Source organism: Synechococcus sp. WC10meta (assembly GCF_047461475.1).
This window is the reverse complement of sequence record NZ_JANSHF010000016.1, coordinates 1-15,081: the sequence shown is the minus strand read 5'-3', so window position 1 is coordinate 15,081 and position 15,081 is coordinate 1. Positions and strand designations below refer to the sequence as shown.

Annotated in this window: 12 protein-coding genes; 7 read left to right on the top strand and 5 right to left on the bottom strand. The window is 61.5% G+C overall.

All coding sequences use genetic code 11. From position 1 onward, the window contains the following. The first annotated feature begins 104 nt into the window (after positions 1-104). Positions 105-1,949 (top strand): ABC transporter ATP-binding protein, encoded by a 1,845-nt coding sequence (locus NW804_RS08500; RefSeq protein ID WP_414423322.1) that lies wholly within the window; start codon positions 105-107, stop codon positions 1,947-1,949. Here NW804_RS08500 and NW804_RS08495 read toward each other — a convergent pair. Further along, positions 1,946-2,152: a hypothetical protein gene (locus NW804_RS08495; protein ID WP_414393856.1), complete on the bottom strand. Its 207-nt coding sequence runs from the start codon at positions 2,150-2,152 to the stop codon at positions 1,946-1,948. The two genes, NW804_RS08500 and NW804_RS08495, sit on opposite strands and share 4 nt — an antisense overlap. Positions 2,153-2,323: 171 nt before the next feature. Here NW804_RS08495 and NW804_RS08490 point away from each other — a divergent pair, with 171 nt between their 5' ends. The 3 genes from NW804_RS08490 to NW804_RS08480 all read left to right on the top strand — a co-directional run bounded on the left by NW804_RS08490 (position 2,324) and on the right by NW804_RS08480 (position 4,747). Further along, complete coding sequence (locus NW804_RS08490; protein ID WP_414393858.1) at positions 2,324-2,695, top strand: hypothetical protein; 372 nt, start codon at positions 2,324-2,326, stop codon at positions 2,693-2,695. Positions 2,696-2,765: 70 nt separating this feature from the next. After that, entirely contained in the window at positions 2,766-4,277 is a 1,512-nt protein-coding gene (locus tag NW804_RS08485; protein ID WP_414393860.1) for an AAA family ATPase, read from the top strand. A 119-nt stretch (positions 4,278-4,396) separates the two neighbouring features. Next, positions 4,397-4,747 carry a DUF1257 domain-containing protein gene (locus NW804_RS08480; RefSeq protein WP_414360780.1) on the top strand — a complete coding sequence of 117 codons (351 nt, stop codon included), beginning with the start codon at positions 4,397-4,399 and terminating at the stop codon, positions 4,745-4,747. Between the two features lie 93 nt (positions 4,748-4,840). Here the strand turns inward: NW804_RS08480 and NW804_RS08475 are convergent, their stop codons facing one another. Beyond that, a complete protein-coding gene (locus NW804_RS08475) occupies positions 4,841-6,079 on the bottom strand; it encodes a phosphoglycerate kinase (protein ID WP_414393861.1) in 1,239 nt (412 codons plus the stop codon). Positions 6,080-6,213: 134 nt separating this feature from the next. Between NW804_RS08475 and pds the strand changes: the two genes are divergently transcribed. Genes pds through NW804_RS08460 form a run of 3 tightly spaced genes read left to right on the top strand, consistent with a single transcriptional unit; the run spans position 6,214 to position 9,428 of the window. Next, entirely contained in the window at positions 6,214-7,626 is a 1,413-nt protein-coding gene (gene pds, locus NW804_RS08470) for a 15-cis-phytoene desaturase (RefSeq protein WP_414410914.1), read from the top strand. Between the two features lie 48 nt (positions 7,627-7,674). Then, complete coding sequence (locus NW804_RS08465) at positions 7,675-8,562, top strand: phytoene synthase (protein WP_414405664.1); 888 nt, start codon at positions 7,675-7,677, stop codon at positions 8,560-8,562. 50 nt (positions 8,563-8,612) lie between these two features. Next, entirely contained in the window at positions 8,613-9,428 is an 816-nt protein-coding gene (locus NW804_RS08460; RefSeq protein ID WP_414405665.1) for an ABC transporter permease, read from the top strand. Here the strand turns inward: NW804_RS08460 and NW804_RS08455 are convergent. From NW804_RS08455 to NW804_RS08445, 3 genes are all read right to left on the bottom strand, one after another. Next, positions 9,425-14,473 (bottom strand): DEAD/DEAH box helicase, encoded by a 5,049-nt coding sequence (locus tag NW804_RS08455; protein ID WP_414423321.1) that lies wholly within the window; start codon positions 14,471-14,473, stop codon positions 9,425-9,427. The genes NW804_RS08460 and NW804_RS08455 overlap by 4 nt on opposite strands. Before the next feature lie 92 nt (positions 14,474-14,565). Next, a complete protein-coding gene (locus NW804_RS08450) occupies positions 14,566-14,772 on the bottom strand; it encodes a type II toxin-antitoxin system VapB family antitoxin (protein WP_414423320.1) in 207 nt (68 codons plus the stop codon). Between the two features lie 30 nt (positions 14,773-14,802). After that, the coding region (locus tag NW804_RS08445; RefSeq protein ID WP_414423319.1) for a hypothetical protein at positions 14,803-15,081 on the bottom strand (279 nt) is incomplete at its 5' end.

The following is a 15,081-nucleotide window of genomic DNA, read 5'->3' as shown; positions in this document are numbered from 1 at the left end:
AACCACGGCTTGGCGGACTCTTGTCGGGTTTAGCTGGGCCCCAGCTCCTTGCTGGCGCGCACCAATCTCCACGAGGTGTCATCAGCGTTCTTGGGTAGAAGTCCGTGAGCCTTCCTACCTCTTCCTCCGAGGCCGCTTCCTCCAGGGATCCCCGAAGCGATTGGCGGCTGCTGCGGCTGCTCTGGCCCTACGCCCGGCGGCACCTGAAGCTGTTGTTGGCTGCCTTGGCCTTCCTGCCCCCCCTGGCCTTGGCGGATGCGGTGCAGCCCTTGATCCTGCAGCGGGCTCTGGATGGCCCCATCGCCCAAGCCTTTGCCCAGGGGGATAGTAGGCCCCTTGCCGGCCTCTGGCCCTACTTGGGCCTGTTGCTGCTCACGCTGCTTGTCCGCTGGGTTTTTCAAGCCTTGGAAGGGTATACCAGCCAGAAGCTGGGGCAGTTGATAACCCGCGACATCCGCAACGATCTCTTTGCCCACGTTCTGGCCCTGCCGGCTCAGTTTTTTGACCGCACCCCCGTGGGCAAGCTGATTACCCGCATCACCAGCGACGTGGAAGCGTTGGGGGACGTGTTTTCCACCGGTGCGGTTGGCATTGTCAGCGACCTGTTTACCCTGCTGGTCGTTGCCACGGTGATGCTCAGCCAGCGCTGGGATCTGGGCCTGCTGCTCATCCTCCTCGTCCTGCCTATTAGCGCTTTGGTCCTCGAGCTGCAGCGCCGCTTTCGCCTTGCCGACTTTCGCGCCCGGGAAGAGCTCTCCAAGCTCAACGCCTGGATCCAGGAAAACCTCTTGGGCATTGCCGTGGTGCAACTGTTTTGCCGGGAGCGGCTCAACAGCAAGATGTTTCAAACCATCAATCGGCGCCATATCCAAGAGGTGGATCAGACCATCTTCTACGACGCTGCCCTTTCTGCCGTTTTGGAGTGGGTTGCGTGGTTGGCAGTGGCTGCTCTCCTCTGGGTAGGCGGGCAGCAGGTCATCGCCGCTAGTAAGAGCAACTGGAGAGGATCCCTGCCCCTGCTCACGGAGCCTCTGACCTTGGGCAGCCTCTACGCCTTTATCCTCTTTTCCCAGCGCTTTTTTAACCCGCTGCGCCAGTTGGCAGAAAAGTTCACTGCCCTCCAGTCAGGGTTCACCGCTGTGGAACGCATCGACCACATCCTCAGCCTGCCGGTGACCCTTCGGGATCCCGCCCAGCCGCGCCACCTGCCCCCCACGGCCAGAGGGGAGGTGCAGTTCGAGCACGTCTGGTTTGCCTACAACCCTGGCGAGTGGGTGCTCAAAGACCTCAGCTTCACCATCCGCCCCGGCGAAAAGGTAGCGCTCGTGGGGCCCACCGGTGCCGGCAAAAGCTCCATCATCCGCCTCCTTTGCCGCCTCTACGACGTCAGCCGCGGCTGCATCCGCATTGACGGGGTGGACATTCGCGACCTGCCCCAGGCTGAGCTGCACCGTCACCTAGGGGTCCTCCTGCAGGAGGGCTTCCTGTTTTCCGGGGATATCCAGCAAAACATCACCCTAGGCGAGCAAGGGGATCTGGCCGAGGTAGAGCGGGTTGCCCGCCAACTTCACCTGCACGAGTTCATCGGCAGCCTGCCCCAGGGCTATGCCACCCCTGTGCGGGAGCGGGGCAGTAACCTTTCCAGCGGCCAGAAGCAGCTCATCAGCTTCCTGCGGGTCATGTGGCGGGATCCCAAGATCCTGGTCTTGGATGAGGCTACCGCTAGCCTGGATGTGGGCACCGAGGCCCTCCTCCAATCTGCTCTGCAAACTCTGCTGCGGGATCGCACTGCCCTCATCGTCGCCCACCGTCTCTCCGCCATCCGCGATGTGGATCGCATCCTGGTGCTGCAGCGGGGGGAGCTGAAAGAAGAGGGATCCCATGCCGAGCTCCTGGCCCGCAACGGTCTCTACGCCAAGCTCTATCGGCTGCAAGGTCTGGGTAGCTAGCGGGTCGAGCCGAAGCGAGAGCGAATTGCCCTTAGAGTGGTGAAGCTGGCATCCGCCAAAGCAATGCGCGCCCTACAGAGGAGCAGGTTGCCGCTGTCTAGGGCCGTATCTTTCAGGCTGGCCAAACCGTCGCCGGCTTGCACCAGGAAACGACGGCCCCACGTGAAGAAGCTTTTGCTGAAGGTGGCAATGAGGCGTTCCATGGGGAATGAACTTCTGCATCTCCTACTCAGCCTACTCTGCCAGCAGGGGATCTCCACAAGCCAGGAAAGCCCCCAAGAAGATCGTTACAGATTGTTAAGATTTTGCCGTCAAGACGTCAGGCTGGCTATGATGGCTTGCAAGCCCGGCGCGTAACGAGAAAACAGCTAGCCATGAGTCAGCGGCCAGAGGTTGGGGAAGGCCCAGAGGCCAAGCAAAAGGTAACGCTATATCTCTCGCCTGAACTGCACCGCAGGCTGAAGATCCGGGCTGCCGTGGAGAGGGAGCCGATGTCAGCGGTGGCCGAAAAGGCGCTTAGCTTCTACTTGCTCCACCCAGAGATCATCGAGGGAGTTCAGGGCAGTACCTACCGAGTTCACCGCTGTCCCGAGTGCAGTCACCCGTTTGTCATTCGCAACGGGGAGGTGGTCTCTCTCCGCCAACAGTCTGCCGCTGAAGCCATCCTGGAAGCGGTGGAGCCAGGATATTGGGAGGCTGCCACAGGTTCAGGGGAAGAGCGCCAGGACGCGCTGGTGCCCTGCTAGGCCGCTTCCCAGTTAGCGCCCACTTGCCTCAGCCTTTTTCCAGTTTCCCTCCGCGCAGTTGGTGTTTTCCATGCAAGAGCTCAGCATCCTCATCCAAGCTCAATACCCACTGCTTTACCTGGTTACCTCAGAGGAGGAGCGGGCGGAGGCAACCCTGGCGGCGATTGCCCGTACTCTTAGGCCGCAGCGGCGCTTGTTTACCTGGACGGTTACTCACGGCATTGTTGAATACGGCAACCCCCGCAGCCTAACCCAGCACAACACCCAGTCTCCGCAGCCCGCTATCCAGTGGGTGATGGAGCACAAAGATCCTGCCATCTTTGTTTTCAAGGATCTGCACGACTTTCTGGACAACCCTGAGGTCAAGCGCTGGCTGCGGGATGCTGTCGCCAGCCTCAAGGGATCCCACAAAACGCTTCTCCTCATGTCGCCGGTGCAGGTAATCCCAGTTGAGCTGGAAAAGGATATCTGCGTGGTGGACTTCCCCCTTCCCGACATGGCCACGCTAGAGCGCATCCTCAACCGGCAGCTGGAGCAGCTTCCGCGCGGGGGATCCCTGAGCCCCGAAACCCGAGAAAAGTTGGTCAAGGCAGCCCTGGGGCTGACGCAGGACGAGGCGGAAAAAGTTTACCGCAAGGCGGTGGTGATGCATGGCCGCCTCAGCGAGGCGGAGGTGGACATCATCCTTTCCGAGAAAAAGCAAATCATCCGCCGCAATGGCATCCTTGAGTTCATCGAAGAGGACGAGTCCATCGACGCGGTTGGCGGCCTTGAGGAGTTAAAGCGCTGGTTGCTGCAGCGTTCCGAGGCCTTTACCGAGCGAGCCCGCGCCTACGGGCTACCTGCCCCCAAGGGCTTGCTGATCCTGGGCGTGCCCGGCTGCGGCAAGTCCCTGATTGCCAAGACTACGGCTCGTCTCTGGGGCCTGCCTCTGCTGCGCCTGGACATGGGCCGCGTTTACGATGGCTCCATGGTGGGGAAATCAGAGGCCAACCTCCGCAGCGCCCTGCGCACCGCTGAATCGCTGGCGCCAGCCATCCTCTTCATCGACGAGCTGGATAAAGCCTTTGCAGGAGCAGCAGGCTCTAGCGACTCCGATGGGGGCACCTCCAGCCGCATTTTCGGTTCCTTCCTCACCTGGATGCAGGAGAAGCGCGCGCCGGTTTTCGTAATTGCCACTGCTAACCGCGTGGATCGCCTTCCTGGAGAGTTCCTGCGCAAGGGCCGTTTTGACGAGATCTTCTTTGTGGATCTGCCCAACATCAACGAGCGCATGGAAATCTTTCGGATCCACCTGCAGAAGCGGCGGCGCGATATTAGTCGCTTTGACCTGCGCCAGCTAGCCGCTGCCTGCGAAGGCTTCTCCGGCGCGGAGATCGAACAAGTTTTGATTGCTGCCATGTATGAAGCGTTTGCCCAAAACCGTGAGTTTACCCAGTTGGACATTTTGGCAGCAACGAAAGCAACTCAACCGCTATCCCGCACCATGACGGAGCAAGTGGTAGCGTTGAGGGAATGGGCCCAGCAGCGGGCTCGGCCAGCAGCAGCTGCTGTAGCCGAGTACCAACGGCTGGAGTTCTAGTAAAAGGTTGAGGCCCACATCACTGCCGCATAGGTAGAGATGGCCTCAACCCTTCGCTAGAAGTCGCCCGTTGTTTCTGTTGACGTTCCAACCCCTACACAAAGGAGGAGAGAAACACCATGTCCCATTTTAGCACTCTGCGCACCAAAATCACCGACGGCCAAATCCTGATCAACTCCCTGCGCGATCTTGGCTACACCGTTAAGCTGAACGCCGAGGTGCGTGGCTACAATGGCCAGCGTGTTCGCGCTGACATCGTGGCCCAGTTGGAGGGCGACTACGATCTGGGCTGGTCCAAGAACCCTGATGGTTCCTACGACCTGATTGCCGATCTGTGGGGCGTGGCCAAGAAGTACAACCAAACCGAGTTGATCAACTCCATCAACCAGAAGTACGCCATCAACAAGACCTTGGCTGAGGTGAAGCGTCCCGGCTTGAACAACGCCAACGTTAAGGTGGTGGTGCACTAAGCCGGATCCTCTGTCCTCATCGCTGCAGCGATCTTCAAAGGAGGGGGCTGGGCCCAGCCCCCACTTTTTTGCCTTTAAGGGGCTGCGCAGAACCTACGCTTCGCTGAGGGCAGCAATGCCAGGCAGCTCCTTGCCCTCAAGCAGTTCCAGGCTGGCGCCGCCACCCGTGGAAATGTGGGTCATCTTGTCCGCTAGGCCCGCTTTTTCCACAGCCGCCACCGAGTCGCCGCCGCCAATGATGGTGATGGCCCCGGCCTGGGTGAGGTCGGCCAGGGTGCGGGCAATGGCTTCTGTACCTGCGGCAAAGCGGTCAAATTCAAAGACGCCCATCGGCCCGTTCCAGACTACGGTCTTGCACCCCTGTAGGGCAGCCTGGAAGGCTTTGACCGATTCCGGGCCAATGTCCAAGCCCATCCAGTCTTCGGGGATGGCGTGGATGGAAACCGTTTGGGCGTTGGCTTCAGGGTCAAACTTATCGGCTACCACCACATCCACCGGCAGCAGCAGCTCGACGCCCCGGGCTTTGGCTTTCTCCATCAGGGAGCGGGCTAGATCCAGCTTGTCAGTTTCCACCAAAGACTTGCCAGTTTTAATCCCTTGGGCTTGGTAGAAGGTGAAAATCATGCCGCCACCCAGGAGGAGCTTATCCACTTTTTCCAAGAGCCGCTCGATGACGCCAATCTTAGTAGAGACCTTGGAGCCGCCGATGATGGCCGCCAGGGGCCGCTGCGGATTCTCGATGGCGCCGGAAAGAAACTGCAGCTCCTTTTCCAGGAGATAACCAGCTACAGCAGGCTGGAGGTAGGCGGTGACGCCAGCAGTAGAGGCATGGGCGCGGTGGGCGCTGCCAAAGGCATCGTTGACGAATAGATCGGCCAGCGAGGCCAGCTTGCGGGCAAATTCTGGGTCGTTGGCTTCCTCTTCGGGGTAAAAGCGAACGTTTTCCAAGAGGGCCACCTGGCCGTTTTCCAGGTTGTTCACCACCGCTTCGGCCTCAGGGCCAATGCAGTCGGGGGCAAAGGCCACCGGCTGGCCCAAAAGCTGGGCAAGGCGGACGGCTACAGGAGCTAGGCTGTTGCCCTCGCGGGTAATGTGAACAGCGCCGGTCTCTTTGTCTTTTTTGATGGGGCGGCCTAGGTGACTCGTGAGGATGACCTTGGCCCCTGCCTGGGCCAGGGCCTGGATGGTGGGCAGGGAGGCGCGGATGCGAGTGTCGTCAGTGATGTTGCCCTGAGGATCCAGAGGGACGTTGAAATCCACTCGCACCAGTACGCGCTTGCCTTTGAGATCAAAGCCAGATGACAACAGAGATCCCAGTGTTTGCTTGGCCATCTTTGTCGCTCCCCCTGGATTTTTTCCGTATCCTACCAGGGATCGGATCCCGGCGGGAAAGCAGGGCTCTCGCAGCCGCCAGCAATTGTAACGGTTTGCAAATAGAATGGTAGTGTTGCTTGAGCGTCACCGTCATGCGCGTTGCCATTGCTGGGGGAGGGCTGGCAGGGCTGGCCTGTGCCAAGTACCTCTGCGATGCTGGGCATCAGCCGCTGCTTTTTGAGCGGCGGGATGTGCTGGGGGGGCTAGTGGCCGCCTGGAAGGATGCCGACGGCGACTGGATCGAGACGGGGCTGCACAACTTTTTCGGCGCCTACCCCAACACCTTGCAACTGTTCCGGGAGCTGGGCATCTCGGATCGCCTGCAGTGGAAGGAGCATAGCTTGATCTTCAACCAGCCAGACAAGCCGGGCACCTACTCCCGCTTTGACCTGCCGGACATTCCCGCCCCCTTCAACGCCATTGTGGCCATCCTGCGCAACAACGACATGCTCACCTGGAGCGAAAAGGTAAAGTTTGCTCTGGGGTTGGTGCCGGCCATGGTGCGCGGCCAGCGCTATGTGGAGCAGATGGATCGCTACACTCTGCTGGAGTGGCTGCGGCGGCAGGGCATTGACGAGCGGGTTAACACGGATATTTTCATCGCCGTCTCCAAGGCGCTGGCGTTTATCAACCCGGACGAGATCTCGGCCATGGTGCCCCTGACAGCCCTCAACCGCTTTTTGCGCCAGAAAGACGGCTCCAAGATTGCCTACCTGGATGGTGCCCCGCCGGAGCGGCTCTGCCAGCCGATGGTGGACTACATCGTAGCCCGCGGCGGCCAGGTGCACTTGAACGCGGCGCTGCAGGCGATTGACCTCAACCCTGACGGCAGCGTGGCCGGCTTTCGCGTCGTCACTCCTTCCGGACCCCTGCAGGTAACTGCCGATGCCTACGTCTCGGCCCTTTCGGTGGATGCGCTCAAGGAGCTGCTGCCAGCTCAGTGGTGGGGGATCCCCTTTTTCCAAAAGCTGCGCGAGCTGGAAGGGGTGCCGGTGATCAGCCTGCAGATTTGGTTTGACCGCAAGATTACTCACATTGACCACTCCCTGTTTTCCCGCTCGCCTCTCTTAAGCGTGTATGCCGACATGAGCAACACCTGCCGCGCCTATGCCGATCCCCACCGATCCATGCTGGAGCTGGTGCTGGCCCCAGCTGCCGAATGGATTGAGCGCAGCGACGAGGAGATCTTTGCCGCCACCCTGGAGGAGCTGAAAAAACTCTTTCCCCAGCATCTCACCGGCCCCAACCCGGCGCGGGTGCGCAAATGGGTGGTGGTGAAGACCCCGCGCTCGGTTTACAAGGCTACTCCAGGCCGGCAGCAGTACCGCCCCACCCAAGTTACCCCCATTCCCAACTTCTTCCTGGCCGGCAGCTACACCTTGCAGCCCTTCCTAGGCAGCATGGAGGGAGCCATCCTCTCCGGCAAGTGGGCGGCTGAGGCTATCCACAAAGGGATCCCCTCCCCAGCGGCTGCTTGCTCACGTTTGGCACCGGCAGGGGTCTAGCTTCCCATAGTGTTGAGATGTGGCCCTGCGCCTCTGGAGACGAGCCCAATGAGTCCGCTTGAGCAGTCCTTTGCCCTCTGCCGCCAGATCACGGCTAAGCACGCCAAGACGTTCTATTTGGGGTCCCTACTCCTGCCTCGACCCAAACGGCGGGCCATCTGGGCCATCTATGCTTGGCTGCGGCAAACGGACGAGCTGTTGGATGGGCTAGAGGCCAGCCAAGTAGAGGTGGAAGTCACCCGCCGCAAGCTGGAGCAGTGGGGAGCTCATCTGGAGTCCCTGTTCCAGGGAGGGGAGCCGCAAGTCCCCACTGACCTGGCCCTTATCCACACCATCCGCACCTACCGTCTCTCCATTGAGCCCTTCCGCGAGATGTTGCGGGGGCAGAGCATGGATCTGGACATTCGGCGCTATGCCACCTGGGAAGAGCTGCAGGTCTACTGCTACCGCGTGGCTGGGGTAGTGGGCCTGATGTGCTCCGAGATCATGGGGTTTGTGCCAGGGCGGGATGGCCGCGAGGAGGCGGTGGCCCTGGGGATTGCCATGCAACTGACCAACATCTTGCGGGATGTGGGGGAAGATGCCCGTCGGGGTCGGATCTACATTCCCCTTGAAGATCTGCGCCGCTTCAACTACTCGGAGCGGGATCTGTTTAACCACGTCATCGACGAGCGCTGGATGGCGCTCATGGACTACGAGATCCGGCGGGCTCGAGAGCTCTATGCCCAGGCGGAACGGGGGATCCCCACCCTGCAGCCGGACTCCCGCTGGCCGGTGGCGGCTTCGTTGATGCTCTACCGGCAGATTCTCAACGCCATCGAGCGCAACCACTACCAGGTGTTTCGCACCCGCGCCTATGTGTCCACGCTGGGCAAAGCCTTGGCGCTGCCGGTGGCCTGGTGGCGGTCGCGCCGCTCCAACTACTACGGCTATTAGCAAGCCGTTGGCAGTAGCGGCAGAAAACCAAGAAATAGCGAGGAAAACCTATGGTCAGCCGTGCCCTGAGCCTACCCTATCGGCAAATCTGGGAAGACAGTTTAACCATCTTCTGGCGCGACTGGCTGGATCTGCGCGGGCGGGTCTGGCAGGTGGTGGCCTCGGGGCTGGTAGCCCCCCTCATCTACATCGTTGCCTTTGGGGTGGGGCTGGGCGGATCCCTACGCTCAGAAGCCCTGGCCGATGTAGCGGGATCCACGGCGGCCGGCTCCTACCTGCGCTTTATTCTGCCAGGGATGGTGGCGCTTTCTGCCATGACCATTAGCTTTGCCGGCACCACCTTCTCCATCTGTGGAGCGCGGCTATTTACCAAAAGCTTTGAAGAGCTGCTGCTTTTGCCCGTGCATCCGCTGGCGCTGCACCTGGGCAAGGTGTTGGCCGGCATTGCCCGGGGTTTGCTGACGGCTTTGGGGGTCTTGGCGGTGGGGGTGCTAGGTACAGGGGCCTGGGGCCTGCTTCACCCCCTGGCGCTGTTGGTGCTGCTTTTGGATTGCGCCGTCTTTGCCGGCATTGGGGTCATCGCTGGCTTGAAGGTGCCCAGCCTGGAGAGCGTGGGCGTGCTCACCAACTTTTTAATTACACCCATGTCCTTCCTAGGGGCCACCTTTTTCGATCCCAGTCAGTTGCCAACCTACCTGCAGGTTTTGGTCTACTGCCTGCCCCTTTCCTACGCCAGCATTGGCATGCGGGCGGCGGCCTACCAGCCCCTCTCCCAGTTCCCCTGGTACACGGTTGTGGTGCTAGCGGGCCTAGCGGCCATCCTAGCCCTGGTGGGAGCCTACCTGTTTTCCCACCAGCAAGACTAGTTGCCTTGGCCAAACACCTCGGGGTAGCGAGCCAGTTGCTCCCCCAGATCCTGGTCGTAGCGCAGGACAATTACCCGGTAGCCCCGCCCCAGGAGCTGAGCTCGAATCTGGTGATCCTGCTCCACTTGGGGAAGCTGGTCGTGCACAGCGCCATCACAGAAGATGCAGACGTTGGGATCATAGAAGAAGTCGACAACACAGCGGGGATCGGCAATGGCTTTCTGAGCGTCGTCGGGAAGGCGATAACCCCCTGCTGCGAGGGTCTCCAGAAAGCGGCGCTCCAGTTCCGAGCGGGGATCGATGAGCTGGCGCAGCCACTCCAGGTGCTCTTGACGGGAGCGGCCCAGGGAGCGCAGCTCGGTGCGGCTGTTGGCCAGCGCCCCCAAGAGATCCCGGATTTGGTGACGGTCAAGCTGCAGGGCCTCCCTTTGGTTGGCGTAGCTAAGCAGGCACTCGTAGCAGGCTGCCCGGCACTCCGGTTGCCGATCTTGGATCCCCTCTTCCGAAAGCTGGAAGTGGCAGATCTCCAGAGCCACTTGGGCCACCTCGGCAAGGGCATGGGGCTCTTCCACCAGCCGCCGCAGGACGCCAGCTCCCCCTTCGGCGGTCTCGTAGAGGAGGATGGCGCGATGGGATCCCTGGCCAATGGACTCGGCCGCCAGCTCCGTCTCCTCCAGCTCAAAGGTCTCCTCGATGCCCCGCTTGAGGGCATAGCGCAGGGTCGTTTCTAGGGCCTGCAGACTCCCCAGGCTGGGCTGAACCAGCCGCACCAGCAAGAGGTTTTGGGTAGCGCGCACTGCCAGGCGGATGGTCTGCAAGGACATCTGGCTAGACGAGCTAGCCCTATTGCCCCCAAGCTGATCTCGAGAAGGGACTTCGCCATTGTCAAAGTTGACCAGGAAACCTCGCCCCCCACTGCCCCGCCAGCCGGAGTTGATGCGCAGCAGCGTGGCGGCTGGGGCATAGCGCAACTGCAGCAGGGGAGTTTCGCCCCTTAGCACGTCGGCTTCCTGGACGCGGTAGCCTGAACTTTCGGGAGCAAACTGAAAGAAAGTCTGCAGCTCGTATCCCTGTCGCCGCCGCTCTTCTTCGTCGGCAGTAATGCGATCCCGGCGCCGCATGCGCACATTAGGCATTTCCAGAAGCTGCGTTAAAAGGCTATTTTGCCCATCGAAGCGGGTACCGCAGACGGGGCAGCAATCCAAGGAGGGATCCCCAAAGGCCCCACAGCTAAAGCAGAGCTTGTGGCTGCTTTTGCGCTCCTCCAGGCCGCCGGGCGGAGCCTGAAAGGCCACCGATTCCCACTGGCAGCCCTCGTGGTAGAGGAAGTTGTGGGGGGCAAACTCGCGAATGGCCAAAAACCGGGGCCGGGCGATAAACTCCCCTTCGCTGCCGCGGGGCACCCAGGCGCGCACGGGCAAGGCAGGGAAGTTGTAGCCGGGCAGGAACCCTTCGCTGGCTAGGTAGCGGTAGGGGTAGAAGTCGCTTTCCTCCCGCTGGGTATCGATTTGCAACAGTAGGTTCCGCTGGCGCAGAGCCTCCTGCTGGCGGCGCCTGGCTTCCTGCTGGTCTTCCCGACGGCGAGCCGTCTGCAGTTGCTGGTTAGCGGCTTCCAACTGTTGCGTGGCGGCCCGATAGAGTTCCCGCCAGCGGTCAAAAGCGCGGTCAAAGGCGCGGGGGGCTTCTTCAATAACCTGCTGGATCCAGCGCCGGCTAAACCAGCCGCTGCGCTCTAGCACTTCCCGGTCAGCAGCCAAGAGCGCCTCCACCCGCTCTGCCACCTCTTGGCGGGCTGCCTCCCCTAGCTGGATGGAGGCAACCACCTCTTCCCGCAGGGGCAACTCTGGCCGATCCAAGTTGATGACCGTTTCGATGGAGTTGCCCAAGGGCAGGCGCACCTGGGCCAGCCAGACGGCGTGGATGTGGGCCCGCAGCAGCGACTCATTGGCCAGGTCCAGGCGGGGAGGTCGCACCCGTCCAGCCACCATTTCGGCCCGGCGGCGAAAGTAGTACTGGTCGTGGCTGTTGAAGGCGCCGCAGTAGCTGAGGATGAGCCCCGGCTGCCCCTGGCGACCGGCCCGACCGCTGCGCTGGGCGTAGTTGGCTGGCGTTGGGGGAACGTTGCGCAGGTGCACCAGATCCAGATCGGCAATGTCGACCCCCAGCTCTAGGGTGGGAGAGCAAATGAGGTAGGGAAGGCGGCGCTCCCCGGGCTCATTGCGGAAGCGTCTCTCTCGCCGCTCCCGCTCCCCCGGCTGGACCACCTGGGCGGTGTGCTCTCTGGCTTCCAGGGATCCTAGCCCTGCTGCCCCGGCTCGGTAGAGCTCCTGAAAGAAGGGGTTGATGGGACGGCGGACAGAGGTGTAGCCCTCCTGCTGGGCGCTGCGGGAGTACAGAGGATCCGGCGGCGGCAGGCCATCCCCCAGACACCAGCGCAGACAGCCGGCGTCTAGCTGGTAGGCTACCTGGCCATTTTCCACGTGGCGCCGTAGCAGGCCCTGTCTGACCAGGAGAGACAGCAGGGACTCCAAGAACCTGTCGTAGGCTTCCTGGGTTAGATCAAGGCGCCTGCGGAGGAAGCGACCAATGGTGCTGCGGCGGCCCAGGCTGAGCATTTGCCCGTTTTCCCGGGAAGGGTTCTGGCCAAAGCAGCGAGCCGTCCGCAACTCCTCATGCTCTTCCAGGCCCCAAAACTCATTGAGATATTGCTGGGCGCGCCGGCGCAGCCTTCTCTGGGGCTCTGCCTTGAGCACGGGCACATCGATGGCCAATTGGCGCCGAAACTGATCCAACAGAGCCCGCAGCAGTTGCTCTTGCTCCTCAGGGCTGGCTTGGGCAAACCAGGGGTGAAGGGAAGCCAGGGCTGAATTTTGGCAGAGCTCCCCGAGGCCGCGGTACTCGATTTTCAGCAGGCCCACCTGTTCCAAGTTGGGGTGGGTAACCCGCCAGCCGCGCCGCAGATCTTCATAGAGCCGGTATTCGGTTAGCTCGCTAAAGGTCTGCCACACTTCCTCGGCACTGGGCGAGTCGGGATCCAAAGCCGGGTTTTGGGCGATGTCGGCAAGCTCCAGGCCAGAAGCCCGCACCACTTCCTGGGCCACCTCGTCAAAGCCCAGCTCTTTTTTCTTGAGGAGGGCAGCATAGAGCGAGGCCCGCAGAAGGGCCACATGCACAAAATCGTTGAAGTGGCCGGCCTGCAGGGAGGCGTCCTGGCGGTTGTCGGTAAAAGTCAGCAGCTTGCTGCAAGCGGCCTGGGTTTGCTCGGCATGGCGCAGCAGGGAGGTGGCAAGGATGGTGGTGGCGCTGGAGCGGCCTTCGCTAGAGAGGGAAGCCAGCTTGACAAACTCCCGCTCGCGGCCACTGTAGTACTCGCCGCAGGCCAGGCACAGGGAAAAGGGGTGGGGCTGCCACCACATCTTCTGCGCCTCCGCCTGGGGGTACTCGGAAAAGGAGCCATCCGGGCGCACCCAGACGGCTTGGGGGACGCGCTTTCCCCAGTCGGTCTTGAGTCTGCCCTCAGGGGTGTACCAGTCTTCGGGGATCTGCTCCAGCGACCACTCGTTGTCAAGAGGATCCAAGCTCAGGTAACCGGCTTGCTGGTCTTCGTCCTGCTCTACCTCTTCTCCCACGGGATAGGGCAGGAACTGATCCCTGGACTTGAGGACGTGGTAGTAGTCCTGCCCACACTGGCGGCAGAACTTGACGGGGAAAAAGAGCTTGCCCTCCCCCGCCTGCATCTGCCCTTCTAGGGAAAATTGCCGCTTTTCCCGACTCTCCAGGGTGGCGTAGAGGGTGCGGCCTTGGGAGATAAACTGGTGCAGCTTGAAGGCCACTCCTCGGCTGTGGCCGTCTTTGAGGCTGCTGGCGTGGGCGAGGAACCGGCGCAGCGTTGCCGCACAGTTTTCGCTAGCGGTGCCGGTCAGTTGGGCCAGTTGGGCGGCCACCTCGGAGAGCTCCCTGGGCACGCGGCGCTTGAGGCTGCCGTCGGGACTTAACTCTAGGCCCAGCTCGTACTCCAACCAGCGCATCAAGGGGTGGCGGCGCAGGCTAGCTAGGTCGGTGGGCCAGGGGGGATCGAGGGCGGGTTTGAGCTCTTCAGGTGAAGGCGGGCCACCTTCGCTCAAAGGGGCCAGGGTCTCCTCGATAATCTGCTCCGGTGTGAAGGGATGGCCAAAGAAGCGGCTGGCGAAGTCGGCCACGGTCTGGCGGCGCTCCAGGGCACTGGCCTCGGGGTGGGAGATCATGGTGGCGCTGGTGCCAATGTGCACCAGGTTCTTGGCGGCGCAGCGTCCCTTGAGGCGGCGAACCAGCATGGCCACGTCGGCCCCCTGCCGACCCCGGTAGGTGTGCAGCTCGTCAAAGACCAGAAAGCGCAGGCCGTTGGGGCTGAGGAAGCGCTGATCTTCGGGGCGCACCAACAGTAGCTCGGCCATCACGTAGTTGGTCAGCAGGAGCTGGGGTGGATCCCGCCGCAGGTTTTCCCGCTCGCTTTCCTCGGTTTCGCCGGTGTATTTGGCAAAGCGCAGCGGAAAGGGGCGACTGTAGCGGCGCTCATACCGCTGGCGGAGATCTTGTAAAGCCTGGTACTGGGAGTTCACCAGCGCGTTCATGGGATAGACCACTAGGGCCGTCACCTGGCCTACGGATCCCCCCTGGCGGATCCAGTTGTCGATGATGGGTAGGAAATAGCAGAGGCTTTTGCCGGAACCGGTGCCGCTGGTTACCACAAAGCTTTCCTCGGCCAAGGCTTTGGCGATGGCCTCCTCTTGGTGGCGGTAGAGACGAAAGGGTCTGCCGTCCTCAGAGCGGAAGATGCGGGCTGTTTCTTCAGTAATCCGCCCCGTTTCAGCCAACTCATCAACGGTTGGGCCGGCTACGTAGGCAGGGCTAAGCTGCACAAGCGGCTCTGGCCAGAGGTGGATCCCTTCTTCCAGAGCTTGGTCTACAAACGCCTGTGCCCGTGGGTCGGCAATGAGAAAAAAGGAGCGGACGAAATTGGCGTAGTCCTTTAGAACCCTCTCGTGCAGGTCAAAAATGGTAGCCATCGGGGCTCTCCAAAGCCATTTTGGCTAGGTTAAGCCTAGCAGGTGTTCTAGCGACTGCAAGAGGATCGCCCTGAGGCTTGGGCTGGGAGATCTTAGGGAGAGGAGAGGCGTTGCTCGTGCAGATCTCCCTCCCATTTCAACTTGCCGCGTAAGTTGCGGATCTCGGCTTGCTCGTAGAGCCGAATGAGGGTGCGCAGCGCTTCGTGAATTATCTCGCGCTTGGTCTTGAGGCCGGCTAGCTGGCGAGCCCGCTCGATCAACTCGATCAGCTCGTCATCCAAGACAACGTTAGTCCGCATGGGAAGCTCCCCTGTTTACGCATAATGAAATTAGTGTTGCGCCAGCTTCTCCCATGCCTCTAGCACCAGCCGCCGGGTGCGGTACTCGCCAAATTGGCGGATTTCTTTTTCCTTGAGCACGCGAAAGGTTTCGCCGGGGAAGGTGCTAGCAGCAGCGCGGGTAGCGTAGCCAGCCGGGTCGAGCGGGTCTGCCACCTCTTCCCGCGGGTCGAGTATGTCTTCCAGTTCGCGTTCGGTGAGGTCTGCCGGGTCGAGGATGTAGCGCAGTTGCTTGCGGGTGAGGCCGTAGAGCCGGGCGTAGTACGCATC